25 protein-coding genes are annotated in these 26,625 nt (G+C 34.7%); 7 read left to right on the forward strand and 18 right to left on the reverse strand.

Going from position 1 to position 26,625, the window contains the following annotated elements; genetic code table 11:
• Positions 1-3 precede the first annotated feature (3 nt).
• Genes PMOB_RS02560 through msrA form a run of 4 tightly spaced genes read left to right on the forward strand, consistent with a single transcriptional unit; the run spans position 4 to position 2,822 of the window.
• Positions 4-411, forward strand: coding sequence for a VOC family protein (locus PMOB_RS02560; protein WP_012208336.1), 408 nt, complete (start codon positions 4-6; stop codon positions 409-411).
• 23 nt (positions 412-434) lie between these two features.
• Entirely contained in the window at positions 435-1,427 is a 993-nt protein-coding gene (locus PMOB_RS02565; RefSeq protein ID WP_012208337.1) for a LacI family DNA-binding transcriptional regulator, read from the forward strand.
• Between the two features lie 35 nt (positions 1,428-1,462).
• Positions 1,463-2,281: a M55 family metallopeptidase gene (locus PMOB_RS02570; protein WP_012208338.1), complete on the forward strand. Its 819-nt coding sequence runs from the start codon at positions 1,463-1,465 to the stop codon at positions 2,279-2,281.
• Positions 2,282-2,300: 19 nt separating this feature from the next.
• Positions 2,301-2,822 carry a peptide-methionine (S)-S-oxide reductase MsrA gene (gene msrA / locus PMOB_RS02575; RefSeq protein WP_012208339.1) on the forward strand — a complete coding sequence of 174 codons (522 nt, stop codon included), beginning with the start codon at positions 2,301-2,303 and terminating at the stop codon, positions 2,820-2,822.
• A gap of 32 nt (positions 2,823-2,854) precedes the next feature.
• Here the strand turns inward: msrA and PMOB_RS02580 are convergent, their stop codons facing one another.
• The 18 genes from PMOB_RS02580 to phaZ all read right to left on the reverse strand — a co-directional run bounded on the left by PMOB_RS02580 (position 2,855) and on the right by phaZ (position 22,530).
• A complete protein-coding gene (locus PMOB_RS02580) occupies positions 2,855-3,646 on the reverse strand; it encodes an alpha/beta fold hydrolase (protein ID WP_012208340.1) in 792 nt (263 codons plus the stop codon).
• 17 nt (positions 3,647-3,663) lie between these two features.
• On the reverse strand, positions 3,664-4,797 hold the full coding sequence (locus PMOB_RS02585) for a TetR/AcrR family transcriptional regulator (protein ID WP_081429189.1): 1,134 nt from the start codon (positions 4,795-4,797) through the stop codon (positions 3,664-3,666).
• A gap of 15 nt (positions 4,798-4,812) precedes the next feature.
• A complete protein-coding gene (locus PMOB_RS02590; RefSeq protein WP_081429191.1) occupies positions 4,813-6,537 on the reverse strand; it encodes an alpha/beta fold hydrolase in 1,725 nt (574 codons plus the stop codon).
• Positions 6,534-7,415 carry a branched-chain amino acid ABC transporter permease gene (locus tag PMOB_RS02595; RefSeq protein WP_012208343.1) on the reverse strand — a complete coding sequence of 294 codons (882 nt, stop codon included), beginning with the start codon at positions 7,413-7,415 and terminating at the stop codon, positions 6,534-6,536. The genes PMOB_RS02590 and PMOB_RS02595 overlap by 4 nt, the downstream gene beginning before the upstream one ends.
• A gap of 16 nt (positions 7,416-7,431) precedes the next feature.
• Positions 7,432-8,130 (reverse strand): ABC transporter ATP-binding protein, encoded by a 699-nt coding sequence (locus tag PMOB_RS02600; RefSeq protein WP_012208344.1) that lies wholly within the window; start codon positions 8,128-8,130, stop codon positions 7,432-7,434.
• Positions 8,117-8,872, reverse strand: a complete 756-nt coding sequence (locus tag PMOB_RS02605; protein ID WP_012208345.1) for an ABC transporter ATP-binding protein — start codon at positions 8,870-8,872, stop codon at positions 8,117-8,119. The genes PMOB_RS02600 and PMOB_RS02605 overlap by 14 nt, the downstream gene beginning before the upstream one ends.
• 62 nt (positions 8,873-8,934) lie before the next feature.
• On the reverse strand, positions 8,935-10,146 hold the full coding sequence (locus tag PMOB_RS02610) for an ABC transporter substrate-binding protein (protein ID WP_012208346.1): 1,212 nt from the start codon (positions 10,144-10,146) through the stop codon (positions 8,935-8,937).
• A gap of 198 nt (positions 10,147-10,344) precedes the next feature.
• Positions 10,345-12,345: a methyl-accepting chemotaxis protein gene (locus tag PMOB_RS10170; protein ID WP_012208347.1), complete on the reverse strand. Its 2,001-nt coding sequence runs from the start codon at positions 12,343-12,345 to the stop codon at positions 10,345-10,347.
• A gap of 35 nt (positions 12,346-12,380) precedes the next feature.
• Positions 12,381-13,088, reverse strand: coding sequence for an ABC transporter ATP-binding protein (locus tag PMOB_RS02620; protein WP_012208348.1), 708 nt, complete (start codon positions 13,086-13,088; stop codon positions 12,381-12,383).
• On the reverse strand, positions 13,088-13,804 hold the full coding sequence (locus tag PMOB_RS02625; RefSeq protein ID WP_012208349.1) for an ABC transporter ATP-binding protein: 717 nt from the start codon (positions 13,802-13,804) through the stop codon (positions 13,088-13,090). The genes PMOB_RS02620 and PMOB_RS02625 overlap by 1 nt, the downstream gene beginning before the upstream one ends.
• 34 nt (positions 13,805-13,838) lie before the next feature.
• Positions 13,839-14,762: a branched-chain amino acid ABC transporter permease gene (locus PMOB_RS02630; protein ID WP_012208350.1), complete on the reverse strand. Its 924-nt coding sequence runs from the start codon at positions 14,760-14,762 to the stop codon at positions 13,839-13,841.
• Positions 14,759-15,688 carry a branched-chain amino acid ABC transporter permease gene (locus PMOB_RS02635; RefSeq protein WP_012208351.1) on the reverse strand — a complete coding sequence of 310 codons (930 nt, stop codon included), beginning with the start codon at positions 15,686-15,688 and terminating at the stop codon, positions 14,759-14,761. Before PMOB_RS02635 ends, PMOB_RS02630 begins: the two co-directional genes overlap by 4 nt.
• Positions 15,689-15,760: 72 nt before the next feature.
• On the reverse strand, positions 15,761-16,990 hold the full coding sequence (locus PMOB_RS02640; RefSeq protein WP_012208352.1) for an ABC transporter substrate-binding protein: 1,230 nt from the start codon (positions 16,988-16,990) through the stop codon (positions 15,761-15,763).
• 5 nt (positions 16,991-16,995) lie between these two features.
• Entirely contained in the window at positions 16,996-18,207 is a 1,212-nt protein-coding gene (locus tag PMOB_RS02645) for an acetyl-CoA C-acetyltransferase (RefSeq protein ID WP_012208353.1), read from the reverse strand.
• 91 nt (positions 18,208-18,298) lie between these two features.
• A complete protein-coding gene (locus PMOB_RS02650) occupies positions 18,299-19,615 on the reverse strand; it encodes an acetyl-CoA hydrolase/transferase family protein (RefSeq protein WP_012208354.1) in 1,317 nt (438 codons plus the stop codon).
• 95 nt (positions 19,616-19,710) lie between these two features.
• A complete protein-coding gene (gene fabG / locus PMOB_RS02655) occupies positions 19,711-20,454 on the reverse strand; it encodes a 3-oxoacyl-[acyl-carrier-protein] reductase (RefSeq protein WP_012208355.1) in 744 nt (247 codons plus the stop codon).
• Between the two features lie 34 nt (positions 20,455-20,488).
• Positions 20,489-21,490 (reverse strand): 3-oxoacyl-ACP synthase, encoded by a 1,002-nt coding sequence (locus tag PMOB_RS02660; RefSeq protein WP_041534026.1) that lies wholly within the window; start codon positions 21,488-21,490, stop codon positions 20,489-20,491.
• A 146-nt stretch (positions 21,491-21,636) separates the two neighbouring features.
• Entirely contained in the window at positions 21,637-22,530 is an 894-nt protein-coding gene (gene phaZ / locus PMOB_RS02665; protein ID WP_012208357.1) for an intracellular short-chain-length polyhydroxyalkanoate depolymerase, read from the reverse strand.
• A gap of 401 nt (positions 22,531-22,931) precedes the next feature.
• Here phaZ and PMOB_RS10175 point away from each other — a divergent pair, with 401 nt between their 5' ends.
• From PMOB_RS10175 to PMOB_RS02680, 3 genes are read left to right on the forward strand one after another with little or no spacing between them, the layout of a single operon-like run.
• Entirely contained in the window at positions 22,932-24,440 is a 1,509-nt protein-coding gene (locus tag PMOB_RS10175) for a putative N-acetylmannosamine-6-phosphate 2-epimerase (protein ID WP_012208358.1), read from the forward strand.
• Between the two features lie 2 nt (positions 24,441-24,442).
• Positions 24,443-25,294 carry a MurR/RpiR family transcriptional regulator gene (locus PMOB_RS02675; protein ID WP_012208359.1) on the forward strand — a complete coding sequence of 284 codons (852 nt, stop codon included), beginning with the start codon at positions 24,443-24,445 and terminating at the stop codon, positions 25,292-25,294.
• Between the two features lie 10 nt (positions 25,295-25,304).
• Positions 25,305-26,600: an FAD-dependent oxidoreductase gene (locus PMOB_RS02680; protein WP_012208360.1), complete on the forward strand. Its 1,296-nt coding sequence runs from the start codon at positions 25,305-25,307 to the stop codon at positions 26,598-26,600.
• Positions 26,601-26,625: the final 25 nt, after the last annotated feature.

Here is a 26,625-nt window from a genome sequence, read left to right on the forward strand (position 1 = left end):
ATTATGGATTTTAATTTTGATCATTTAGCAATCACAGTTTCCGATTTGGAAAAATCTGTTGGATTTTACAGAGATATTATGGGTTTTAGAGTTTTAGGAAAACTTGTTCAAGACAATGGGAATTTCGTAATTGTTTACCTTGATATGGGGGATAAAGTACTCGAATTATTCAATTTTACAGAAAAAGGAAAATATCTAACAACTCAAAACGATAAAGACATGGGCATAAAACACTTTGCTTTTAAAGTAAAAAGTGTCGATCAAGCCTTTAAATATCTAAGAGAAAAAGGTGTAGAATTCACAATGGAACCTAACAATGCTGTGGGCGGCGTACGAATCGCTTTTTTCAAAGACCCTGATAACATTCTAATAGAGATAATTGAGGGAGAACTTAATTTAGAAACATATTAAGTGTAACCTTTGAGGTGAGAAAAATGGCAACGATAAGAGAAATCGCTAAAGCTTCGGGCTTCTCTATTGCAACGGTGTCTCGAGTTCTCAGTGGAAGCGAGAACGTTACTGAAGAAACAAGAAAAAAGATTTTTAAAGTTATAAAAGAATTAGATTACAGAAGAAGCCAGAGTATAAAAGGGAGCTCCTTCAGAGGGATTGGGGTCTTAGTCCCAGATCTAAAAGAAGATTTCTACGGAATGGTAGCGGAAGGAATAGAAGAAGTCCTTCTAAAAAATCATTTCGAAATGTTCCTTTCAACATATAGACATTCTTTAGAAAAAGAGAGAGATGCCTTAGAAGAGTTCTTCGCAAGAAAAGTTGATGGTGTCATTGTTTGTACAACCTACCAAGATGAAGAATGTTTAGAAAAATTTATTGAAGCAGGTATACCCGTTGTTGCTGTTGATAGAGAAAACACGGAACTGAAAATGGATATTGTTACTATAGATAATTATGCCTCTTCGTTGAAAATTGCAAAATATTTGTACGATATGGGTCACAGAAAAGTCTTACATGTCGAAGGTCTAATAGAAGTATACTCTGCCAGGGAAAGAAAGCAGGCTTTTATGGATTTTGCACAAAAGAAAGAGGATTTTAATGTTACCTTTATTCCCGCGACTTTTGATGTAAAAGATGGATATATTGCTATTAAAAAATATCTTGACAAATATGGTAAAAACTTTACAGCGATTTTTTTTGCTAATGATTGGATGGCCTTGGGTGGGATAAAAGCACTGAAAGAAGCTGGATTGAATTACCCTGAAGATATATCAATAGTTGGTTTTGATGATTCCCCTTTGGCTAAATATTTATACCCTTCTCTAACAACCATTAAGCAACCTGTTTACGAAATGGGATTGAACGCAGCAAAGTTATTGATCGAAAAATTAGAAGGTAAAAATGAAAGTAAGGTGAAAAGAAGGGTTATCTTGCCAACAAAATTAATAATTAGAGATTCAGTCAGAAAAATATAATTTAATGATTTTTTGATATAATTATCAATAAAGAGGTGATTATTATAAAAATATACATTTCATTTGATTTTGAAGGGCTTGGGGGTGTCGCCCAATGGAACGATGTCACAAAAGATAACAAAGATTACAAACAAACATATGCTGTTAGGCAATTAAAAGCTTTATTAGAAGAATTAAAAGAACATGAGATCATCTTATCTGATTCCCATGCGGAAGGGAACAACATTCCGTGGGAGATCACAGAAGAATTCCCAAACGTAAAATTAATCAGCGGTGGGATAAGAAAATATTATATGATGACAGGTATAGATGAATCTTTCGATAGGATGATCTTTTTTGGTTACCATGCTGGAGTAGGAGAAAAATACTCTACTATGGATCATACTTATTCAAGTTCTTCTATTCATAATATTTGGATCAATGGAATAGAAATGAATGAAACGCTAATTAATGCCGCATACGGAGGTAGTTTTGATGTTCCATTGGCAATGGTTGTTGGGGATGATAAACTCAAAAAACAACTGAACCCATATTTCAAACATTTATACTACGTAGAAACCAAAAGATCTTTAGGCAGATACTCTGCAGAGTTTAAACCAATGAAGAAACTACTAGAAGAAATTAAAAGTGCAACTAAAGAAATGAAAGATAAAAACAAAGAATATTTCGATGTTTACAGATTCAATTCACCCATCGAGATGATTGTTGAATTTTCTGACACTTCGAAAGCTGATATGGTCGAATCCATGCCATTAACAGAAAGAATAGATGGAAGAAAGGTCAAAATAAGCAGCGACAATTATCGTGTGATTTTTGAAGCTCTTTTAGCGATAACTTATATATGTGGAGCATAGAAAATAAGAGGTGATTAAAATGAGCGAAATACCAACAGATAAAGCGATCTTTGCAGCAGGTTGTTTTTGGGGAGTAGAATACATGTTTAAAAAAGTCGCAGGTGTCCTCGACGTAGTCAGTGGTTATACAGGTGGTTTTGTTGAAAATCCATCTTATGAACAGGTTTGTAGTGGAAAAACAGGTCATGCAGAATCTGTTTTAATTGTCTTCGATCCAAACATAGTAAGCTACGAATCGTTAGTTAGATATTTTTTTGAAATTCATGACTTTAGTCAAGAAAACGGTCAGGGGCCCGATATTGGAGAGCAATATAGAAGCGAAATATTTTACATAAATGAGGAACAAAAAGCAATCGCAGAAAAAGTAAAAGACGAGTTAATCCATAGAGGTTTGAAAGTCGCTACCAAGATAACTAAAGCTTCAGAATTTTACAAAGCAGAGGATTATCACCAAAATTATTATGAAAAAACAGGAAAAGCCCCTTATTGCCACTTTAGAAGAAGAGTTTTTAAAAATGATTATATCAAATTCTTAGTGTAGAATAAGGGGAATAATCTCAAAATTTAATTGTTTTAATCGTTATTAAAAAAGGCTTCTACTAGTAGACAGAATTCTTCAAATTTTTCAAAAAACAGCGCATGGCCCGTGTTTTCTAAGTTTGCTAGTAAAGAATTTTTTACTTTTTTACTCATTTCTATTATGTGGCTTTTGGGGGTTATAATATCTTCTTCTCCTGAAATGAAAAGAGTTTTAGCTGTGATATTCGATATTTCATTTCTAATATCAAATGTTTCGTTAGACGAAGCGAGCCTTACAAAGCCGTCAAACCAGTCTTTAGTTAAGGTTTCTTTAAATACCTTCCTTCTATTCATCAACCATTCGTAGTTGTTGTTATAAAATGGTCGAGAATATATATAAGGGAGAGAAATATCAAAAAACTTTTCACCATCGTAAAGTTCTGCCGCTACTTTCCATGCTTGACCTATGGACTTAAGATAGTTATCTATATGGTCGGTTGCATTTGAAAGAACCAGTTTGTCGATCATCTCAGGATACTTTAAAGCAAACAATTCTGCAATTTGTGCCCCGTAGGAAACCCCCATTAAATTTACCTTTTTTAATCCTAAATGATCAATCAATTTCTTTAGATCTTCGACATGAACTTCTATAGTATAAGGTTTGTCGGTAATTCTTGAGGATTTTCCTTGATCTCGAGTATCGTACGTGATAACTTGGAATTTTTTTTGCCACCTTTCTATATGTGCCATCCAACTTGAGGTACTCATCATAATCCCGTTTAATATAATTACCGGCTTTCCTTTTCCATAAATTTCATAATAGATACCTGGATCCTCCAAATACATTCATCTCTCACTCCTTTTTAGATACGTATTCCATGTGTAAGGTAAATTGATAATTCTTTTAAAACAGATTTTATATCTTTAATTCTTTTCAAAAAAATTCTATCTATACCTGTGTAATGGCTTACCCCCATTAGACTGTTAGCTATCAATTTTTTATCTTCTATTTTTGTTCGTTCAAGATTCTCAACATAACCCTTTTCAAATCTGTCATAATAATCATTTGCTGCCTTTTTTACAATAAATTCAGATTCTCTTACGATTTTATAGTATTCAGAATTACTTTCAAAATATTTTAGAAAGAGATAAATCCCTCTTAACTCGTTTTCTGCCCTATTTAATTGTTTTTTTTGATTGATAGTAAGGAATCTTCTTGTCATTTTACCAATTATTTTAACTATCTCCTCTAAAAAAGCTTCTTTACTTTCAAAATAAAGATAAAATGTCCCCACTGAATAACCTGCATTCCTTGTGATATCGTGAACATCAGTTTTATAATATCCTTGCGTACCAAATAGTTCAATACCTGAAGATAATAATTTACTTCTGGCGGATTCGTCTTCGGGAATATCAGGGTAAATTACATCTTCTTCATCGAATATCAAAGAATAATTTTTTATTTCATCGTAAAAAATCCCATTGGTAATAATCTTCTTAATTTTGGTTTTGTCATAACTTAAACCATTAAAAATATACCTTATAATGACAAATCTTGCAATTCCTGAAATAAATAATTGTTCCGCCTGACTCGTTTCACGTAGTAAAACTAAAGAAACTCCCTTGCCGTATAAATCCCTCAAATGTTGCTCGTATTTTGGATATCGATATTGACCCTCTCTATAAATCAAAACATCTTTTTTGTAATCTCCGACTCCAGATTTAACAACGGTGTCTAAAAACCGATCCATCCTGTCTTCAAAACTTTTACCAGAAATTGTAGAAAAGCCCTCTTCATAATAAATTACTATTTCGTTTAACAATTTGAGAAATATGTCCTCTTTGTTCTTAAAATACCTGTAAAACACCCCGTTAGATAATCCGGCTCTTCTACAGATTTCGACAACGGAAACTGTTTCATACCATTTTTCAGAAAAAAGATCCCTGGCTGCTGTCATTAATTTTTCATACGATTTATTTTTGACTTTATCCAACATTATCTCCTTCGTTTTTTAATTTTTCTCCAATGTAAAACTTTTAAAAATATCTATAAATGCTTTTGGTTCTTCTATTATAATCGAATGTCCAACATCAGGAATAATTTCTAATTTCCCATTTGTACTTCGAACGACTTCATCAGCCATATTTTTAGTTATCAACGTATCTTTTTCCCCAAGAATGAATAATATTTCCCCAATATAATTTTTAGATATTTCTTCATAGTTATAATTTTCCAAAGCCCTTGCATTTTCAGTAAAACATTTTGGGTTCATCAAAAGAGCATCGTTAGTTAGACAGTTTAGTAATTTTCTATCTCTTGATGAAGGGACCATTGCCTTTAAAGAATTCTTTAGAAGTGTTCTATTGTTTTTTAACAAATTTAGAACATAATAATTTTCTTCTGGTGTCTTCAAACCCTTTAAAGAAGGGGAATCAACAAGTATTAATTTTTCTACTTTTTCTGGATATCTAAAAGCTATCGACATCGCTACAGCTCCACCCAAAGAATGCCCAACTAAAACAACCTTATTCAACCCTAAAAGATCTATAAACTTTTTGGTATATTCTGCATAAGTATCTATTTGAATTTCTTTCATCCAATCAGAATAACCAAAATTTGGCAAATCAGGTGTATAGACCTTAAAACCTTCAATGTTTTTCACTTTCTCAAACCATCTGTGAGAGGCATAATTACCATGAATCATAACAACGGGTTTACCTTCACCACTTACTTCATAATATAATTTTACTCCATCAATGTTAATATAACTTCCCTCTTTTTTCTTATTCTTCCAAAATTTTTTTATAATCCATATAACAGGGATTTCAAAATATCTAAAATACAACATTTTCAACCCATAAGAAAGGCCACGAGGGAAGAATAAAACAAATATTATTAATAAACTCCCTACTATTATAGTCATAGGAAAATTGCTTCGTGAAAATAAAAAAGGCATTCCTGTAATTATAACAGAACCAATCAATCCTCCATTTAAAGAAGCAACTCCACCTACAATAACCATTGCCAAAAGATTCAAAGAGACGTTCAAACCAAAATCTGCAGGAGATATATATCCTAGCGTATGCGCATATAAAAAACCTGCTATTCCGCTGTATATAGAACTGATAATAAAGGCTTGTAATTTTGCTTTAGCAATTTTCACCCCGAACGCTCTGGCAGCCAATTCACTGTCTCGCACCATATTGAATCTCTTCCCTGCAGGAGATTTTACAATTAAACTTGTTATATAGACCAAAAGACTATAAAAAAACAAATTCAACAAATAGGTATAAAAATCAGAATCAAAAAAAGCAGGGATGTTCCTCATTCCGGTCCTTCCACCAAATACCTCCATTGAGGCAATTATCTCTTGTACCGCTATCCCAAATGCCATAGTTGCTATGGCTAAATAAAATCCTTTCAGTCTCATAGCTGGTAACGCTATTAACATACCAAACAAAGCAGAAAAAAGGATAACAAAAATTAAGTTTACAAATATTGGCATATTTAAACTCATTGTAAAAAAAGCACTTGTATACGCTCCAATGGCCATAAAAGCAGCATGGCCGATAGAGATCTGACCTGTGTACCCAAATATTACATTTAAACCTAAAGCTGCGATTGCAAAGATTATTATATTAGAAAATACTAACAACAAAAACGACTTGGAAATAAACAATAAACCCAGGAGAGAACCAATTATTAAGGTGTATAATGCTGTTTTCACTATTCTCACACTCTCCCTTCAAAATCTTTCCCAAATAACCCAGAAGGTTTAAATAACAAAACTAATATTATCAATACAAGAATAATAGATAATTGATAATCTGGAGATATATAAACCCCAACTAATTTTTCTAAAACACCTAAAATTAGCCCACCTATAATAACACCAAAAAGGTTCGAAAAACCACCGAGAACACCTGCTGTTATACCATACAATTGCATATTTATCAACATGCTGGGATGTATGTAAGTTTTTGGCGCTGCAATAATTCCAACTAAACTTACAGTAGCTATTCCAATACTCCAAACAATTGCATCCACACGGTTAATATCTATTCCACATACAAGTGAACCTATCTCCTCTTGAGACCGAGCTCTAATAGCTATACCTAACTTGGTATACTTTAAAAACATTGCTAAAAGTAGCATTACAGCAATGGAAATTATAGTAATCACAACATCGTTTGAAGGCATAACTAGCACCCCATTTTCCAAAAATAAGATAAAAGGCTTTCCTGAAAACAATTCTGGATAAGAAAAGTAATCAGTTCCCCAAACCAACACAACCAAACCTTCAATTACCATCAACAAGCCTAATGTAACCATAAGCATCGCACCATGGGATAAATGTTTCAAAGGTCTCATTAAAAACCGCTCAACAACCATACCAATAAGGAATCCTGAAAAAACTGCTGAAATTAAAGATAAAATAATATTACCACTTACCAAATAAACAGTAAGTCCAATATAACTTCCTAACATTCCCGAATTTCCATGAGCAAAGTTTAGAACCCCTGTGGTCCTAAAAATCAAAGCTATTCCAAATGCGGTGAGCCCGTATAATGCTCCTTGTGGAATCCCCGAAATTATGCTTTGGAGTATTTGCAATTCTACCTCTCCTTTCTTATTTCCCCAAATATGACTTTTTTAATCTCTCATCATTCAACATTTCCTTGGATACTCCTTGATGTGCAACGTTACCATTTTCTAATATATAAGTTCTATCACTTATTTTTAGTGATTTTATCGCGTTTTGTTCCACGAGCAAAATTGGAATATTAGATTCTTTTAAAGTTTTTAATACACTGTATATTTCATCAATAATTATTGGTGCCAATCCCAAGGAAGGCTCATCTAACATCAACAACTTTGGAGAAGCCATAAGCGCCCTGCCTAACGCCAACATCTGTTGTTCTCCTCCAGATAACGAACCTGCTTTCTGCTTCCTTCTCTCTTTTAAAACAGGGAAAAGATCGTAAACATATCCAGAATTTTTTGAATAATCTCCCCTTAAGTACGTTCCCATTTTCAAATTTTCTTCGACTGTTAAACTTGAAAAGATTCTTCTATTTTCAGGACATAACACAATCCCTTTTTTTACCATATAAACAGTACTTTTATTACTTACATCTTCACCTTCAAAAATTACTTTACCTTTAGATTTAACTATATTCAAAACTCCAAAAAGTGTTGAAGTTTTACCAGCTCCATTGGAGCCCAAAATGGTAACAATTTCACCCTTATTCACAGAAAAAGAAATTTTTTTTACCGCCTTTACATGACCATAATTAACTTCCAAATTTTCAACTTCAAGCATTTTCATCTTCCCCCAAGTACACTTTTACAACTTCTTCGTTATTTGATACTTCTTCGGGAGTTCCTTCGGCAATTTTCTTCCCAAAGTTCATAACGGTTACTAAATCAGAAACAGTCATTACAACATTCATATCATGCTCCACCAACAATATCGTCTTTCCTCTTTTATTGACCATTTGTATAATGTTTTTTATCTCCTCTGTTTCATAATAATTTAAACCCGCTGCAGGTTCATCCAATAAGAGAAGATCTGGATCAGAAATAACTGCTCTAGCCATTTCAACCCTTTTTAGCATCCCATAACTGAGTCCAGAAGGATAAGAAGTGAGCCTATTTTTTATGTCAAACATCTCAGCCACTTCTAAAACCTTATCTCTTGCTTCTCTATCAAAATTCGATTTTGATTTTGAAACCACAGAGAAAATGGAGTCATTATATTTGTGTATTAATCCACTATAGATGTTTTCAAAAACGTTCATGGCCTGAAAAAGTTGTAAATTTTGAAAAGTTCTCGATATGCCTTTATATATTATGTCGTGGGTATCTAATTTTAAAAGAGATTCACCTTTGAATAAAATATCCCCCTGTTGGGGATTAACTATCCTGGTAATTGTATTGAACAAAGTTGTCTTCCCAGCTCCATTAGGACCGATAAGAGCATGAATCTTTCCTTGCACTAATTTCATAGAAAAATCGTTAACAGCCTTTAAACCGCCAAATGCTACGGTAACGTTTTTGACTTCAAGCATTCTTTCACCTCAAATTTGTGTTTATAAGATTATAAGGGGGGAATTTACCCCCTTATAATCATTTATAAAACTTCTAACAACGATTCAACAGAATAATGTATCCAACTTGAAGCAAAGTCCCAAACTAATCCTTGATCGGTTAAAACAGATTTTAGAACATACATAGAAGTCATTCCCATTCGAGAATCAAAGCCTGAGGACACCGGCTTATAGCTCAAACCATGATTTTCATCACCAAGTGTAATGTAATTGCCCTTCCAATTGTCTAAAGTCTCCAAAGCTGAAACTAAACTTTCTCTAGTCAAATCAGGACCTGCCCTTTTAACCCCTTCGACAAAAACTTCTGCCGCTATCATACCAGCGATAGCATAAGCATTAGGAATACCTTCATAATATTCTTGCCATATTTTTATCGCGGGTTCTTCGGGGTTTGTAAAATCCACGGCAACCCAAGCCATTACCTCAACACCGTCTCCTGCTTCTTGAGCTAATTGTAGATAACTCACATCTGCGTTTGAATAGGTCAGAAGATACCTTTGATCGGTCATTCCAAATTGTTTGGCTTGGCGAACAAATCCAACTGATTGGGGAAGGAACAACATAACAGCTACGGCATCAGGTTTAACTGATAACAAACGTGTTACTTCAGATGTGAAGTCACTTTTAAAAGGATCCACTGCTATGTTTGCAACGGGCTCCATCCCCAAAGCTTTTAATGTACCTACCGCTGAATTACTGAACTCTTGACCATCTTCTGCATTCCTATAAACGATTGCTATTCTTTCATGGCCCTTTTCTACCAAATAATTCATTACTATGTTCGCTTCTACTATGTAATTCGGTTGAACCGGGAAAATATACTCTCTGGGTGGAAGACTGAACTCTATCGAACCCCCACCTTGATAAACAAAGGGAACACCGTTGTCATTCAGATAATCTTGTACAGCTAAAATACCTGGAGTTCCTAGTCCTCCAACGATGGAAAAAACTCCATCTTGCTCAACCATCCTTCTAACTTCTACAACCGTTTTAGCAGGATTGAACTGATCATCAGCTACTATTAACTCAATCTGTCTTCCGTAGATACCACCGTTGTCGTTGATGTAATTAAAATAAGCTTGCATACCCTGCGCCATTGGTCTTCCTATAGGTGCAACAGGTCCCGACATGGCTTGAAAAGTACCTACTAAGATCTTATCATCAGTTACCCCTACTTCCGAAAAGCCTGAAACTAGCAACAAAACCACAAAAACCATACCAATAAATCTTTTCACCTTTCTCACCTCTCTTAATAAAGTTAAATTTCCTGAAAAGTACACTTTCTTAGTTACACACCTATCTTTCTAGCCACATTTTGAAACTTTTTAAATATTCTTTTAGTATATTGAGCTATCATTAATTCCTCGTCGGTTTTTACTATTAAAACCTCCACTCATACCTGTTCGTTATTTTCTCCCACACCCACTGTGAATTTATATCTTAAAACTTCCAACTAATCCTTTTAACTCTGTGGCTAATTCACTCAACTCTTTCGCTTCTTCGTTTATCCCTATCCCTTGTTTTACTTGTTCGTCTATTACACTTCTTGACCTTTCTAGTTGTTCACTTATCTCTGTCACCGCTTTCGCTACCCTGTCCATCGCTGTGCTCATCTCTTGTGCACTCGCACTTTGTTCCTCTGCACTTGCCGTCATGTTTTCTATCCCTTGGTCCATCCTTTCTATCCTTTCTTTTATACGATTGAAACTTTTCTGTACATTCTCCATCTTTTCGTTTATTTCTCCTATCGTTCCTACTACCTTGTTCGTCGATTCGTTTACTTTGTTCGTTCCTTGCGTTATGTTGGTTAGTATTTCGGATATTTCATCCGTTGCATTCCTTGATTCTTCCGCTAACTTCCTTATCTCATCCGCTACAACTGCAAATCCTCTTCCCGCTTCCCCTGCCCTTGCCGCTTCTATCGCTGCGTTTAGTGCCAACAGGTTCGTTTGTTCCGTTATCGAGTTTATCGTTTCTACTATACTTTGTACGTTCTTGGCGTTGCTTGCGAGTGTTTCTACTTCTTTTTGACTTTCTTTTGTCCTTTCTACCGCTTCTTTCACAGCTTGACTTATGCTTTCTATCGTTTTGCTTCCTTCTTCTGCAGCTTTACTTGTTTCATCTGCTTCTTCACTTAGTCTTTGTGCGTCTTGGGATACACCTTGTGCTGCCCTTGCTACTTCGTCTACACCTGAGGTCACTTCTTCTACGTTTCCTGCCGTTTCTTCCGTACTTGTTTGTATCTTGTCCATCTGGTTTTTGAGTTCTTCTGAGTTCTTCCTGCTTTCTTGTGATGAGCGCGTTAGACTTTCTGATGCGTTTTCTACTTTGTCCGATGCCTGTTTTATTGACCCCATGGATCTTCTTAATTCTTTACTCATTTCTGATAGGGCGTTTGCCATCTGACCTATCTCGTCTTTGCTTTTACTTTCAAAGTTTACCGTTAGGTCTCCTTCTTTGAATTGGTTTATCTTGTTTTTGAAGTCTAACAGTGGTTTCGTTATACTCCTTATTAGATAGATGACCATGATTATCGATACTATGAAGGCTACTACGGTTAAGATGGCTGTCAAGGTTATTGCTTGATTGTTTTCTTCTATGAGTGATGGACCTAACGTGTCTTGTTGGACCTTTAATTTATTTCTTTGTTCTTCTAATAGGTTTATTAACTCTACCCTTGCTTGTTCCATCTGCCCGATTATGGGCTGTTGGGATTCTATCGCTGTGACTATTTGATCAAAGGTGCTTTTGAATGAAGCAACTATATCGGTCAGTTTTGAAAAAGCATCATTTAATTCCTGATTAATTATGCTATATCCTAAAGTAGAAAGTTGCAAGTCTAAATTTTCGAACTCTTTAATTACGTTGTTCTTATCTCCATCCGATAAACTTGAGAAATATTGTGTAGACAAATCAATAATTGTGTTTTTGTACTGCAAAATTCTTTGTGAATATATAGGCAAAGAGGAAGAACCACCAACTTTTTGTGATAATTCTATAAAACCATTCATATTATTCTCTAATTCAGATCCCAGATTTAAAAATTCATCTATAAGGGCATCTTTTTCTTGGTTTAAAGTAACTAATTTATTGAAAAGGGATTCGTAATTAGTCAAATTTGATTGTAATTCTTCTAAGTTATAAGTTGAAAGATTAGATAAATCGTCTTTGACACTATCTATATAGCTAAAAAAATCACTGGCTTTTTGTTCTTCAAAACTATCGGTGTAATCTTTTAAGCTAATTGTAGCTTGAAAAAAGTTGAATTCAGCTTGAGAGAAAGAATTAACGTGATCGGCCATAAGTTTATATTCTTCTAAAGCGTTGTTTGAATTGATTAAAGAATATATATTGTATGAAATAGATAAACTAAACAAAAGAAAAGTAGTTATTATGATCAACGTTATTTTGCTTCCAATACTTTTAAAAGACATCTCAATCTCCTTCTTAAACTAATATTCTTGAGTATTTACACCCCAAGATAAGATTTTTGAATGTGTGGACTGTTAGCAAGATTCTGGACAACATCTTCCATAACAATCTTCCCATTTTCTAGCACGTAACCTCTATCAATAACTTTTAGCCCTTGTTTTACGTTCTGTTCTGCCAACATTATCGATACCCCAGATTTCTTAATCTCTACTAATTTTTGAAACAATTCTATTACAAGTGAAGGTTGTAATCCCAACGAAGGCTCATCAAGTATTAGCAATTTTGGATTTGCCATTAATGCTCTTCCGATAGCCAACATTCTTTGTTGACCGCCACTCATAGTCCCAGCTAATTGATGAATCCTTTCTTTTAATATTGGAAAAATTTCAAAAACAAAATCCAAATTTTCACTTATTCTATTCCTCGCATTTGGCACATAGGCTGCTCCCAATTTTAAATTTTCTTCAACGGTCATAAAAGGGAATAATTCTCTTTCCTGGGGAACCAAAGAAATCCCTTTTCTTATTATTTCATGAGTTTTAAATCCAATTAATGAATTCCCCTCAAAAATGAGTTCTCCTGTTTCTGGTTTTATTAAACCAACGATCGAACTGATTAAGGTAGTTTTACCAGCTCCATTGGGTCCAAATATGCCTACAGCTTCATTGTTATAAATTGACATAGTTAAGTCCCAGATTACTTGTATTCTTCCATATTTTAAATTCAAATTTTTGATTTCAAGCATCAGTCTTCCTCCCCTAAGTAGGCAGATATAACTTTAGGATCTTTTGAAACTTCCTGATAAACCCCTTGTGCTATAATTTTCCCAGATTCCAAAACTATTACTCTATCTGTTAACTCTTTTATTACACCCATTACATGTTCTATTATGGCTATCGTTATTCCATTTTCTCTAAGCTTTTTTACCAAGTCTATCATTTGCCATGTTTCATCGGAGTTTAACCCAGCCATTACTTCATCCAAAAATAAAACTTTTGGTTTGGAGGCTAAAGCCCGTCCTATTTCCACTTTTTTTAAGTCAAGAACAGTTAATTTATCTATAGGTTGGTTCCTATTTTCCAATTCCAAAAGATCGCATATTTCATTTGCCGTTTTCCTCGCTTGTATTAAATTCTCTCCAGCTCCAAACAAGGCACCAACCATAATATTTTCTAAGCCAGTAAACCCTTGCAATGGCCTTACAACTTGAAAGGTTCGAGAGAGTCCTATTCTGTTTCGAATATGTGGTGGATATTTTTCAATGTTCTGATTATCAAATATTATTTCACCTTCAGTGGGATAATGCATGCCAGCTATTAAATTAACAAAAGTGGTTTTCCCAGCACCATTCGGTCCAATAATACCTAAAATTTCTTTTTCTTCTATGCTCATTGTGACATCATTTACAGCTACTAATCCTCCAAATTTTTTTACTAAATTTCTTGTCGATACTATTTGCATAAAGTTCCCCTCCGTAGTATATATTCAAAATTAACTACTTACCAGATTGTATTTTGTTTTTTAAAGATCCAAATATTCCTTTTGGCAAGAACAGTATTATGAGAATTATGATTATTCCATAAATTATGAGATGACCATAGGGCATAATTAATTTTAAATATTCAGACGCAAATCCTAAAACAATTGCTCCAATAATTGGACCCCAGGTAGAATATATTCCTCCTACAAGCGCCATGGCCATAGGTAGTAAGAGAAAATCTAAAGAAAAGGTTGTTTCAGGAGAGACGAAACCGTATTGTTGAGAGTACACAGCCCCAGTTATCCCTTGAATAGCTGCTGTTATAATAAAGATAATTATCAGATATTTAAAAATATTGATACCAGTAGATTTAGCCACAACTTCATCTGTCCTTATTGAGTTGATAGCAAAATGAACCCTCGTTCGACTGAATATTTCAGAAACTAAAATTGTCGATAGAGCTAAAGTCAATATTAACCAATATATTTTTGATGAATCTCCTTGAAATATTATATTAGGTATAACCTTCCCACTTGCTCCACCGGTTAAACGTGGAGTATTCCTGATAATAACCGAAAAAACCGTTGTCAAGGCTAAGGTGGTGATTGCAAAATAAATTCCTCTCAATTTAAGAACCACAAATCCTAATGCCAAAGCTATCAGCGCCATAAAACCCCCGGCAAGAAATATGCTAACTAAAGGGTTAATTCCAAAATTTGCAAAGGAAACTATCGATATATAAGCACCTACCCCGAAAAAACCTGCTACTCCAAAGGATAATTGACCCGTTCTCAACATCATATCCCAGCTCAAAGATAACGTCATATAAATTAAAATAGTCATAACGACATGAAGAAAATACGCTCCCGTATAAAAAGGCAAAAATATTAATAATCCTATTGCTATAACCAATATTAAAGGAGTTAAGATTTTTTTCATGACTCTGACCCCCTGTATGCTCTAATTAATATTACTATAATTAACACTCCAAAAAAAACTAAATCAGACCAACCACTGTATCCAGGAATTGATTGAACAACTGCTTCAACTACTCCTAAAGTGATTCCACCAATTAAAATACCGTTTAAATTGCCCAATCCTGCCATAGCTGCTAAAGCAAAGGACTTTAAAGTATATGCATTTCCTGACAAGGGGAATATGGATGTCCTTGGCAACATTATACCCGCAGCAATACCTATAATTCCAAAAGCAATAGCAAAAACGATAAGATATACTTTGTTGGTATCTATACCTACAATTTCAGCTCCTTTTGGGTTTTGCCCAACTGCTCTTGTTGCTTGCCCTAAAAGTGTCTTTTTCAAAAAAAGTTGAAGAAAGATTAATACTCCAATTGCCACTATTGGGTATAGAAATTCATAAATACCAATAGAGAAATTTGATATTGTTATGGATGAAGAAGCATAAGGAGTATAAATATTTCTGGGACGGGTAGTCCAAATTATTTTTATAAGCTCTATAACTACCATAGAAATCCCAAACGTTAACAACAGTTGGTTCAGTTCCCCTGCTTTTAACACGTATCTTATTGAAATCTGATAAATCCCTATTGCTAATAAAAACATTAAAATAAATAATGGAAACACTGAAATAAGTGGGTCTAACCCTAATTGAGTGAAAAAAATATACCCTATGTATAAACCTAAAGTCAAAAAATCCCCATGAGCTAAGTTTAATATTCCAACGATTCCTAATATCAAAGCCAAAGGTAAACCAATTAAAGAATATAAACCACCGCGTTGAAGACCATAGATCAAAGGTATGGGTTTCCAAATAGCAATAATTACAAGGAAAACAAGAAACATTAAAAATGTTTTATTAAGTCGAAAATGCAGAGAATTCAACATAATCACCACCGTTTTTTTAATGAAAGGGGGAGGAATATCTTCCAACCCCCATATTTCAAAAATTTACTTTTACTATTTACCAAATGTGAAAGGATAAGCCATCGTTGCCGTTGCAAGATCTATAGGCCAAATAACTTCTTGTCTACCATTTTGCCATTGTAAAATTTTTTGATACTTGAATCCTTGATTTGGTATTATTCTGCTTGGTTCAATTTTCAACACTTCACCCAACGGCGATTCATATTCAATAGTTCTCAATGCAGAAATTATAGCTTCTTTATCCATGGTTCCTGCTTTTTTTATACCTTCAACCAAAAAATAAATATTAGTATATCCAAGGGGAGCAAAGTATGTTACCGGTTCTTCATCCCACATTTCAACGTAAGCATCATAAAAATGTTTAGCTACTGGACTTACATCATTTAAAGTTGGAGCCCACATCCCATAAAGAATAACATTCTCTGCTAAAGGATTTTTCCCAAAGTCCGCTGGCCAACCTGGAGGAGCTCCTACTAACAAGTCAGGTGTGAAATCCACTTCTTTTGCCTGGGCTACAATTGGTATAGCATCAGCGTCGTATCCCGCCCAAACAAAAAGGTCCGGATCAAAAGCCTTTGCTTGATTTAACATAGCTCTATAATCTCCCCCTCCTAGGGCGGCACTCTTGAATGAAGCTCCAGCAAATTCTTCCATTATTCCTTGCCATGGACCTTCTCCTTTTTTTGCTAACTCATAAAGATCTAAATAAGCTGTATATGAGTCCGTGCCGAAGGCTCCTTCTTCATACGCCAAAAAGATTTTTTTAATATCAACATTTGGATATGCCTGAACTATTTCTCTCCAACCTATCCCATAACCTTCGCCTTGTTGATAATCCCATGGGTGAAGATGGAAGTACCAGTCTGCATCTGGACCCATCGCTATTTCAATTTGATGGGAAGCTCCACCTGCCCAAACAGTTATTTTTTGGTATTTTTTAAGAATAGGCACTTGTGCTAAATGTACACCACTAGACATTCCACCAACAAAAAAATCTACTTTTTCAACGGTTGCTAATCTCTCGATCGCTGCAGCCCCTTTTGCTGGATTCATTTCATCATCTATAACTATAAGTTCCAGCGGTCTTCCCAAAACCCCACCGGCGTCGTTAATCTCTTTAACTGCTAACCTCATCGCCTTTGTACTTTGGTTGCCAGTTATATCTCCTAAAGGATTTACAGCGCCGATTTTAATAGGATCTACTGCCATCGCCAAAGAAAACATGACAACCAAAAAAAGAACCAATCCTATGTTTCTTTTCACCTTTCTCACCTCCATATATTTTTTACCACTAAAGCCGTCCCCATTCCTCCACCAATGCAAAGTGATGCCAGACCAAATTCGCTATTTCTCTTTTTCATCTCGTAAAGAAGTGTAACAACTATCCTATTTCCCGATGCTCCAATAGGATGTCCTAAAGCAATTGCACCACCATTCACATTGGTTCTTTCAAGAAACCAGTTTTTAGATTTCCCATAAATATCTCCTAATTCTGTTATCACCCCCAAAGACTGGGCAGCAAAAGCTTCGTTTAGTTCAATTAATTCCATATCTGTTATATCCATTTTGATCTTTTCTAAAAGGCCCTTTACAGCGGGAACTGGACCTAAACCCATGTATGCTGGGTCTACAGCGGCCTGATTGTAACCAACTAATTCTGCTATTGGTTTTAATCCGTATTTTTCAACAGCCCTTTCTGAGGCTAATAAGACAGCACTGGCACCGTCGTTTATTCCCGAAGCGTTTCCAGCTGTTACGGTTCCCTCTTTTACAAATGCAGGTTTAAGACTGGCTAACTTTTCTTTCGTTGTATCAAATCTTGTATGTTCGTCTTGGTCAAAAAGAACTGTTTCTTTTTTTCTTTTTACTTCGATTGGTATTATTTCATCTTTAAATTTCCCTGATTCTATGGCTCCTTTAGCTCTCATTTGACTCGTATATGCAAAATCGTCTTGCTCTTCACGAGAAATATTGTGTTTTTTTGCGATGTTTTCTGCAGTTACCCCCATATGATAGTTATTAAAAACATCGGTGAGCCCGTCTAGTATCATATGATCTTGAACTTCAAATGATCCAAATTTGTTTCCAAATCTACTTGTGGATGGCAAAAGATAAGGAGCTGTTGACATACTCTCCATTCCTGCCGCCACAACTAGGTCGGCGTCACCTGTTTTAATATCCGTAGCACCGATCATTATACTTTTCATGCCGCTTCCACATAACATATTAACAGCGTAGCCAGGCTTGTCTTCTGGAATCCCTGCATATATGGAGACTTGTCTTCCTGGGCCCATGCCTTGGCCTGCCATCAAAACATTTCCAACAATGACTTCATCAACATTTTCAGAATTTACTTGAGCTTCTTGTAGCACTTTTTTCACAACTTCAGCTCCCAATTTGGTTGCAGGTATATCTTTTAGGGTTCCACCAAAAGTACCGATGGCCGTCCTTTTTGCGGATATTATATAAACTTTACTCATTGTTTCTACCTCCCATATAGTCTTATCACTGTTTAGGTCCAACACCTTGCAGCAGCCTGTTTAGATTAAATGTGGTCCACAAGTCAAAGCTCTATATTAACCCCATCTTTATAGCTTCTTGTTCTAATTCTTTTCTAAAGTCTGGATGAGATATCGAAATCAATTTCTTAGCCCTTTCACCTGCGCTTCTACCTCTTAAGTGAGCTACTCCCCATTCTGTTACGACATAATCTAAATCCTGCCTTGGAACAGTAATTGGAGCTCCTTGTGGAAGTAGGGGGACTATCGTTGAAATGGTGCCTTTTTTTGCTGTGGATCGTAGGGCTATTATACCTTTCCCATTTTTACTTTTTATAGCCCCTCGATGTGTGTCCAATTGGCCTCCTGTTCCAGAAAACTGTTTGGTCCCTATTGCTTCTGAAACAACCTGACCGGTCAAATCTACTGAAATTGCTGTGTTTAAACTTACCATATTGTCATTTTGACAGACTACGTAAGGATCATTGACAAATCTCCCTCTGAGCTCAAGAATACCAGGATTATCGTCGATAAATTCATACATTCTCTTTGTCCCTAAGGCAAAAGCTATTACAAATTTCCCCTTCCAAAGGGTCTTCTTCATATTTGTTATTACACCTTTTTCAAAAAGATCTATCATTGATTCTGTAAGCATTTCAGTGTGAATTCCTAAATCTTTTTTTGTCTCAAGCAATTTTGCTACCGCGTTAGGTATTCCACCGATACCTATCTGCAAGGTTGAGCCGTCTTTTATGATATCTGCTATGTACTGAGCAATCTTTTTTTCTTCTTCTTTAGGTTCTGAAATAGCAATTTCAGGAATTTCCCAATTAGACTCAACAACAACATTTACATTGTTTATATGCCATTCGGTATCCCCATGAACATATGGCATTTTTTCATTGACCTCCATTATTACTATATCCGCGTTTTCTGCTAAATCTTTTTCATACACATTAGAGATACCTAAATTAAAGTATCCAGTTTTTTCTCTCATAGGAGTGGAAGTTCCCCAAAACACCAAGGTATTTCCTTCTTCTTTTTCAGCCATAACCTTGTCTAAACCAGCCATATGAAGATTATTTGGTATATAATCCAATATTTTTAATTTATCTTCATGTTTAGATTTTCTCGTAGGATCAGAATAGAACCATGTATGTAATTCGAAAGTTCCTTCATATTCTTTGTTCAAAAAGAACTCATAATATCCCGTATCTAAACAAGTTATCACTTTTATTTTTTCAAAATGATCTTTAAATTTATGAATACTTTTCAAAAAACCTTGGGCTTCAGCTGCAGCCATACTCACAACCACCGAAACTCTTTTCGGTAGGTTTAATATTGCATCGTCAATTGACATTAATTTTTGTTTATATTTTTCTTTCCACATTCTGAAAGTACCTCCTAAATCGTAAATTTTATACTATCGGACTCTACACTATATCCCTTTTAAAAATAAATTTATGTCTCTAATATTTATAAAGATTAAAGAACTGTTCCCCCGTTTACATCCAAAATGTGACCAGTTACATAAGAAGCCTCTTCAGAAGCTAAAAATAATACTGCATTCGCCACTTCTTCTGGTTCTCCCATTCTCCCTAAAGTTATTTTTGATTTTATGCTTTCTAATACCTTCTCTGGAATTTTTTCTGTCATTGGAGTTTTAATGAATCCAGGAGCAACCGCGTTAACTCTAATATTTGCCCCTTTCCTTGCAAATTCCTTAGCCCAAGTATATGTCATTGATATAACTCCACCTTTTGAAGCTGCATAGTTAGTTTGACCAACATTCCCTCTTTCACCCACGATTGAAGATATATTCACTATACTTCCTTTTCCATTTTCTAACATAAGATTTGAAACAAATTGTGTCATATTGAATACACCTTTCAAATTTACTCCAATGACCTTATCCCAATCTTCTTCTTGCATCTTACCTATCAAAGCGTCCTTCGTTATACCAGCATTGTTAACAAGTACATCGATTCTTCCAAACTCTTCTTTTACTTTTCTCACAAATTCTTCTATAGCAGGCCTATCGGTTACATCCAACAGATAACCTCTCACATTTTCTCCTAATTGATTCTGTAACTGAGAAAGAATTTCTTGGTTCATGTCTAAAGCAAAAACAATCTTTGCTCCTTCTTCGGCAAACTTCTTAACGATACTTTCCCCTATGCCTCTGCCTCCACCTGTAACTACACAAACTTTGTCTTTCATTCTATCCATTAATACTACACCTCACTTAAGTGATATTTTCTATTTAACCCCACTTTACGGTGGTTGCAGCCCAAACAAAACCTATACCTGCTCCCACCATAACAACGACGTCTCCAGGGTTGAGTTTTCCTTCCTTTAGAGCCAACTTCATAGAAAGCACCTGATCGTTTTGTCCAAGATGACCGTAATTTTCCAGATAAGTTGTTTGTTCTTCCTTCAAGCCTAATTCTTCCAAAACAGCCTTATGAGCAGATCTCTTAAAGTGAAGAATGGCTAAGTATCCGATATCTTTTTCACTATAACCGGATTTTTTTAAAGAATCTCTGATTACTCCATAAAAGTTAGGCATGGTTTTTTCACTCAAATTTGCTTTAAATTTTTCGAACTCTCTTACAGTAAAGTAAAACTTATTTGCGTCTTCTGGCTTCATGGGCCATTTTTTGGTTCCTCCTACTTCTATTACACATTGCTCTGAAAAAGAGCCATCTCCCCTAAAAGCGGATGATAAAATCAAATTCTTGTTTAAATTCTTTCTTAATATCAAAGCTGCCCCTCCAGCCCCAATATCGAACATAAAAGAGGTTTCTGGAACTTCATAATTGATGAGATCACCATTTCTGTAACCACTTACAAGTAATACCGTGTTCAAATTATCATTATTCATCATAAGGGATTTTGCTGTCTCCATTCCTACCATCATCGATCCACACATTGCCTCCATATCAAAACCCCATGCACGAGTGGCTCCAATCTCATGAGCAACTTTTAAGCTGGCAAGCCAGCATGGATAATCTTTGTGTTGGCCACCATTCCATATGACTAAATCTATATCTTTTGGATCTATACCTGCGTCTTTGATAGCTTCCTTAGCCGCTTGAATACCCATATAACTCGTTGTATCCTCAGGACCAGGGATGGGTTTTTTTAAAATACCAAATTTTTCTTCTATCACCCATTGCGGAATATTCGTTCTCTTGGCTATCTCTTCAGCATAAATGTAATTATCAGGTATGTAAACCCCTAAACCCATTATTCCTACATTCATTCCATTTCCTCCTTTAAAATCTAACATTCAGTACCTTTAGAAACTCCAAACTTTCTTTAACTCTCTGTTACTTTTTTTAAGATCAAAATATTATTTGCCAAATTATTTTATTTACAAGTCTCAAAATATAACATATGAATCAGTTCTCACACAATTAAAAATTTTTTCACAACTTTTATCAATTGATCTAGATCATCTACTAACGGAGAGTGACCACAATTTTTTAGATAAATTAGTTTGGCGTTTTCTCCTATATCGTGTTGTATATCAAGAGCCATTTGTTCTGGAACCACTAAATCATTCTCTCCCCACAATATCAAAGTAGGGCATTTTATATTTTTGGCTCTACCATCACCTTGCTTTATCCCATTATAATCGTCACTTATATTAAAAGTTGCCAAGGCATAATCTACATCAACCAAATTCCTCTGAGTTAACATATCATCCAAATATTCTTCGTATTTTTGAGGTTCTGGCTTATGATGTGTGTATATAGTTGCTTCCCAAACTACTTTAAGAAAATTTTTGTCTTTATTGCTATATGCACTTAAAATGGGAATTACCTGAACAGGATCTTGAGCTATTTCTTCTTTAGTTTTCAAAAATTCACCTTTTATCGGCTTACCTTTTTCATCTTTTTTCAATATAGGATAACCTCTTGTTCCAACAGATTCCAAAAGTATTAATTTGTCAACATAATTTGAATAATCTGCGGCAAAGATCATGCAAACTCCTCCACCCGTTGACCATCCCATAAGATCTAATTTTGACAAGCCCAATTTATCTACGAATAATTTTAAATCTTCCTCAAAACCGTCAAGAGAATCGATAGGATTGTTATAAGTTGAAATACCAAAGCCTCTTAGATCAGGGGCATAAATAGTGTAATCTGAATCAAAAGATTCCATAAAAACATCCCAATGCTTTGAGGAAGTCATATTTCCGTGGATCAAAAGCAAAGTCTTTTCTCCACCTTGTTTGTATCTATATCCCATAGTTTCACCATTTGGAAGTTCTACCTTTTTTAAAAGTATGTCCACTTTTAATCACTTCCCTTATAAATTTTAATAAGTGAATCATCTCTCACTATTAGTATATACATTTTTTACCTAAATTCCAAATTCAATTAACAGTATTTATAGTTGATTAGAAGTAATTACATCCAAATAAACCCAATTAAGTAAAAAATTCTCATTTTTCACTTAATTGTAAATAAATGGGCCATCGAATTTTTTCGAATTATATCAGAAAGAAAAAAATTGAAAATTATCCAAATTAACCAATCAGATCAAATTATTAGCAATTAAAAGCGATTATGAAAGAAATTCTCTATTTTTCTGATTTGACTTTTCAGAAAATAAGAATTATAATGAAAATGTAGATAAATTTCGTTATTTAGTTTTTTATATGAAAATTATTTTCAATATTTGGAGGAAGATCTATGAAAATGTTGAAGAAGAATGCATTCATTGTATCCTGTCAAGCAGAAGAAGGGGAACCCCTATATGGGAAAGAAACTATTGTAAAGATGGCTATGGCGGCTCAGGCTGGAGGAGCAGACGCTATCAGGGCTCTTTCTCCTGAAAATATTCGAGAGATAAAAAAAATTGTTAACCTTCCAGTAATAGGAATAACTAAAAACAGGAGTTTAAAAGGGGCATTTATCACAACCACTAAAAAAGATATAGATAATTTAGTTGATGCGGACTCAGATTTTATTGCTATTGATTGTACAAGAAGAGAAAGACCTGAACCTTTACCAGAACTTTTTGACTATTTAAGAAAATATTACCCCCACATTGGAATAATAGCGGATATAGCTGACATAGAAGATGTGAAATATGTTTTACCTTTAAAGCCCGACTATATAGCAACTACACTCGCTGGTTATACTGATTATACCTCCGGAAGAGATTTACCAGATTTAGATTTAATAGAAAAAACTGTAAAAATAACGAATATACCTGTTATCGCTGAAGGGAACATCTCTACTCCTCAATATGCAAGGCAAGCAATCTTATACGGAGCATATGCTGTTACTGTTGGATCGGCCATTACTAGGCCTCATGTAATTGCTAAAAATTTTAAAGATCACCTTAAGGACTTTAGAAATGATGAAATTTCTGCTGTAGGCATAGATATAGGAGGAACTTGGACTCGTGGAGTTTTAACTGATAGATTTGGAGAAATTATAAAAAGTAAAAAGATACCTACAGCAGCAACAGGCAAAGAAGTTATTTCAAATATGCTTTCTCTAATTAAAGGTTTAATAACGAATGAGACCCACTTTATGGGAATTGCTACCGGTGGAAAAATTAATTTTAAGTCAGGAATTGTCAATTTTTCAACTGGTTTGATTCCTGATTGGGAAGGAGTACAAATTGCAGATATTGTAGAACAAGAATTTCATATACGGCCAAAGGTTGATAATGATGCTAATTGTGCCGCATATTTCCAGCATTACATCACAAAAGTCAACAATTTATTGATGATAACCGTAGGGACAGGTCTTGGTGGAGGAATAATTATTAACGGGAAGATAATAAGAGGAATTATGGGAGGTGGTGGAGAAATAGGTCACATAGTATATCCAGGAAATAACAAACGATGTACTTGTGGAAAAGTTGGTTGCGTTGAAACTTTGCTTTCTGGAAGATACTTAAGAGAAAAAGTATATGAAAAGAATAATGAAATATCCCTAAATAATATAAAAGATTATGCAAAAGTTATGGCTTGGTTAATTGATACAGTTAAAACTACCGTGGACTTTGAAAAATGTTACCTTGGTGGAGTCATTCCAAAGTACGGTGAGAAAGTATTAAAGGAAATTCGGTCCTCTTATGAAAAAATAAGAAATGAAAGTGGCGAATTTATTGAATTTAGTCAATTAGGTGAATTTGCAGGCGCAAGGGGATCGGCAATACTTTCATTTCAAAAAGGAGAAATCTAAAAATGAGTAAAATTCAAGCTTTTCTTAATTCTAGGATGCCTACTTTCACTAAATCTGAAAAGAAAGTAGCGGAGTATATATTAAATAGTAAAAAAGAGGACATAACAAGGATTACCATAACTGAATTAGCTACAAAATGCGGAACAAGCGAGGCTACAATTGCTCGATTCGTTAAAAAAGCAGGTTTTGAAACTTTTCAAGATTTCAAACTTACGTTAGCCTTGGATAATAATGAAGATATATTTGAAGAAGAAAAAGATATAACCATCTTCAAAAATGACTCTCCTCAAGAAATACTCAGAAAGGTAAAATTGGGTTCTCTTAAATCGATTGAGAGCACAACTTCAATACTAGACATAAACAACTTTTTACAAGCTGCAAATTTCATTAGATCTGCTAAAAGAATAGAGATTTACGGGGTAGGGTCCTCGTCAGCAGTTGCCAAAATATTACAATATAAGTTAACAAGGCTAGGCTTCCCATCTTACGCATTGGAGGACCCTCACATGCAAGCTATCTCCGCAGCTACTTTGAACTTTGGAGATTTAGCAATTGGAATAAGCCAAAGTGGATCCACTAAAGACACAGTAGACTCGTTAAATGTTGCTAAAAAGCATGGGGCAACAACAATTAGTTTGACTGAACATGCGAATTCTCCTATTACAAAATATTCTGACGTGGTATTAGAAATATTCTCTGGTGAAAACCCTGTAAAAACTAGCGCAGGGAGATCTATCCTGGTTCAAATTTTTGCGGTGGAGATCTTGTCTGGCTTGTTGTATTCAATAGAATATGAAAAGGCTTTAACTACAGGAAAAGACACTGCAAGAGCAGTCGTTAATAAATTATACTGAGGTGGTTGTAGTGAAATATCGTAAACAAGTAACAATTGTCGGCGGAGGGATCGCAGGGTTCCATGCAGCGATAGCAGCTTCAAGAAGTGGCCTAAAAACATTATTAATTGAAAAGAATTCTACAATTGGCGGGCTTACTACACTTGGATTGATTAATCCTTTTATGAAATATTGGCTAGATAATCAAATACTGATAAAAGGAATATTTCAAGAACTAATTGAAAGGTTAAAAAGAAAAGGTGGAGTATTCTTCAACACTTTTGACAGCGAGTTAATGAAGATTGAAATGATGAAAATGCTAAAAGAAAGTGAAGTTGAATTATTATTTAAAACAATGGTAACAGAAGTAATAAAAGAAGAAAACAAAATTATTTCCTTGAAAGCCCAATCCTCAAATGGTGAAACAATAGAAATTGAATCCGACTTTTTTGTTGATGCCAGCGGTGACGGAATAGTTGGGTATCTTTCTGGAAATGAATGTTTTGTAGGCGATGAAACGGGAAAAAATCAAGCTTTAACAATAATGTTTACTATTGCAGGTGTTGATTTTGAGAGTGTCAGAAGAGATGTAAAAAATAACCCAAAAAACTTCTTTGCATGGGTTGCTCCGAATATGGACGTTATTTCTGTTGCAGGCTACTTTGAAGAACTAGAAGAGGCGAAGAAAGAAGACCCTTCGCTATCTATAGATCATTTCTTCTTTGTTCAGTTACCTGGTAAAGGAAGAGTGACAGTTAATACTATGAATATTTCTAAAGATTCAATTGATAACTCAGAACTTTCAAGAAGTATATTAGAAGGAACTATAATGGTAGAAAAAATATTGAATTTTGCAAAGAGATATATAAAGGGGTTTGAAAATGCATACCTTGAAAAAATAGCCTCGGAAATTGGGATAAGAGAAAGTAGAAGAGTTAAAGGAATGTATGTTTTTACAGGAGAAGATGTAAGAACTTACAAAAAATTCCCTGATGGGGTAGTGAAAGGTTGTTATGGAATTGATATTCACTCAAATGAAAAGAAAATAGATGAAAAAGAAAAAGGTTTTATTCCGAAATATGATGACTACTATGAAATACCTTTACGATCGTTGATATCAGAAAGTTATACAAATTTAGCAATAGTTGGAAGGTGTTTTTCTTCAGATTTCGAAGGCCAATCCGCTGCAAGAATTCAACCAACATGTGCAGGTATGGGACAAGCGATTGGTTCGGGAATTTATTTGGCACTGAGCAAGAATATCGAACTTTTCAAGATCCATCCTGACGAAATAGAAAACCAGATTCAAAAGACATCAAAGTTATAGCCACGAAATGTGGCAAAAAAGAAGG

Origin of the sequence: Petrotoga mobilis SJ95, from assembly GCF_000018605.1 — a bacterium.
Classification (GTDB): Bacteria; Thermotogota; Thermotogae; order Petrotogales; family Petrotogaceae; genus Petrotoga; species Petrotoga mobilis.

What these genes read in the sequence shown, in the direction of transcription:
- PMOB_RS02675 (WP_012208359.1), top strand. Translation starts at nt 24,443, where the DNA reads ATGAGTAAAATTCAAGCTTTTCTTAATTCTAGGATGCCTACTTTCACT.
- PMOB_RS10175 (WP_012208358.1), top strand. Translation starts at nt 22,932, where the DNA reads ATGAAAATGTTGAAGAAGAATGCATTCATTGTATCCTGTCAAGCAGAA.
- PMOB_RS02565 (WP_012208337.1), top strand. Translation starts at nt 435, where the DNA reads ATGGCAACGATAAGAGAAATCGCTAAAGCTTCGGGCTTCTCTATTGCA.
- PMOB_RS10170 (WP_012208347.1), bottom strand. Translation starts at nt 12,345, where the DNA reads ATGTCTTTTAAAAGTATTGGAAGCAAAATAACGTTGATCATAATAACT.
- PMOB_RS02605 (WP_012208345.1), bottom strand. Translation starts at nt 8,872, where the DNA reads ATGCTTGAAGTCAAAAACGTTACCGTAGCATTTGGCGGTTTAAAGGCT.
- PMOB_RS02580 (WP_012208340.1), bottom strand. Translation starts at nt 3,646, where the DNA reads ATGTATTTGGAGGATCCAGGTATCTATTATGAAATTTATGGAAAAGGA.
- PMOB_RS02630 (WP_012208350.1), bottom strand. Translation starts at nt 14,762, where the DNA reads ATGAAAAAAATCTTAACTCCTTTAATATTGGTTATAGCAATAGGATTA.
- PMOB_RS02600 (WP_012208344.1), bottom strand. Translation starts at nt 8,130, where the DNA reads ATGAAAATGCTTGAAGTTGAAAATTTGGAAGTTAATTATGGTCATGTA.
- PMOB_RS02645 (WP_012208353.1), bottom strand. Translation starts at nt 18,207, where the DNA reads ATGAGTAAAGTTTATATAATATCCGCAAAAAGGACGGCCATCGGTACT.
- PMOB_RS02585 (WP_081429189.1), bottom strand. Translation starts at nt 4,797, where the DNA reads ATGTTGGATAAAGTCAAAAATAAATCGTATGAAAAATTAATGACAGCA.
- PMOB_RS02625 (WP_012208349.1), bottom strand. Translation starts at nt 13,804, where the DNA reads ATGCAAATAGTATCGACAAGAAATTTAGTAAAAAAATTTGGAGGATTA.
- fabG (WP_012208355.1), bottom strand. Translation starts at nt 20,454, where the DNA reads ATGGATAGAATGAAAGACAAAGTTTGTGTAGTTACAGGTGGAGGCAGA.
- PMOB_RS02650 (WP_012208354.1), bottom strand. Translation starts at nt 19,615, where the DNA reads ATGTGGAAAGAAAAATATAAACAAAAATTAATGTCAATTGACGATGCA.
- PMOB_RS02660 (WP_041534026.1), bottom strand. Translation starts at nt 21,490, where the DNA reads ATGAATGTAGGAATAATGGGTTTAGGGGTTTACATACCTGATAATTAC.
- PMOB_RS02620 (WP_012208348.1), bottom strand. Translation starts at nt 13,088, where the DNA reads ATGCTTGAAATCAAAAATTTGAATTTAAAATATGGAAGAATACAAGTA.
- PMOB_RS02635 (WP_012208351.1), bottom strand. Translation starts at nt 15,688, where the DNA reads ATGTTGAATTCTCTGCATTTTCGACTTAATAAAACATTTTTAATGTTT.
- PMOB_RS02560 (WP_012208336.1), top strand. Translation starts at nt 4, where the DNA reads ATGGATTTTAATTTTGATCATTTAGCAATCACAGTTTCCGATTTGGAA.
- msrA (WP_012208339.1), top strand. Translation starts at nt 2,301, where the DNA reads ATGAGCGAAATACCAACAGATAAAGCGATCTTTGCAGCAGGTTGTTTT.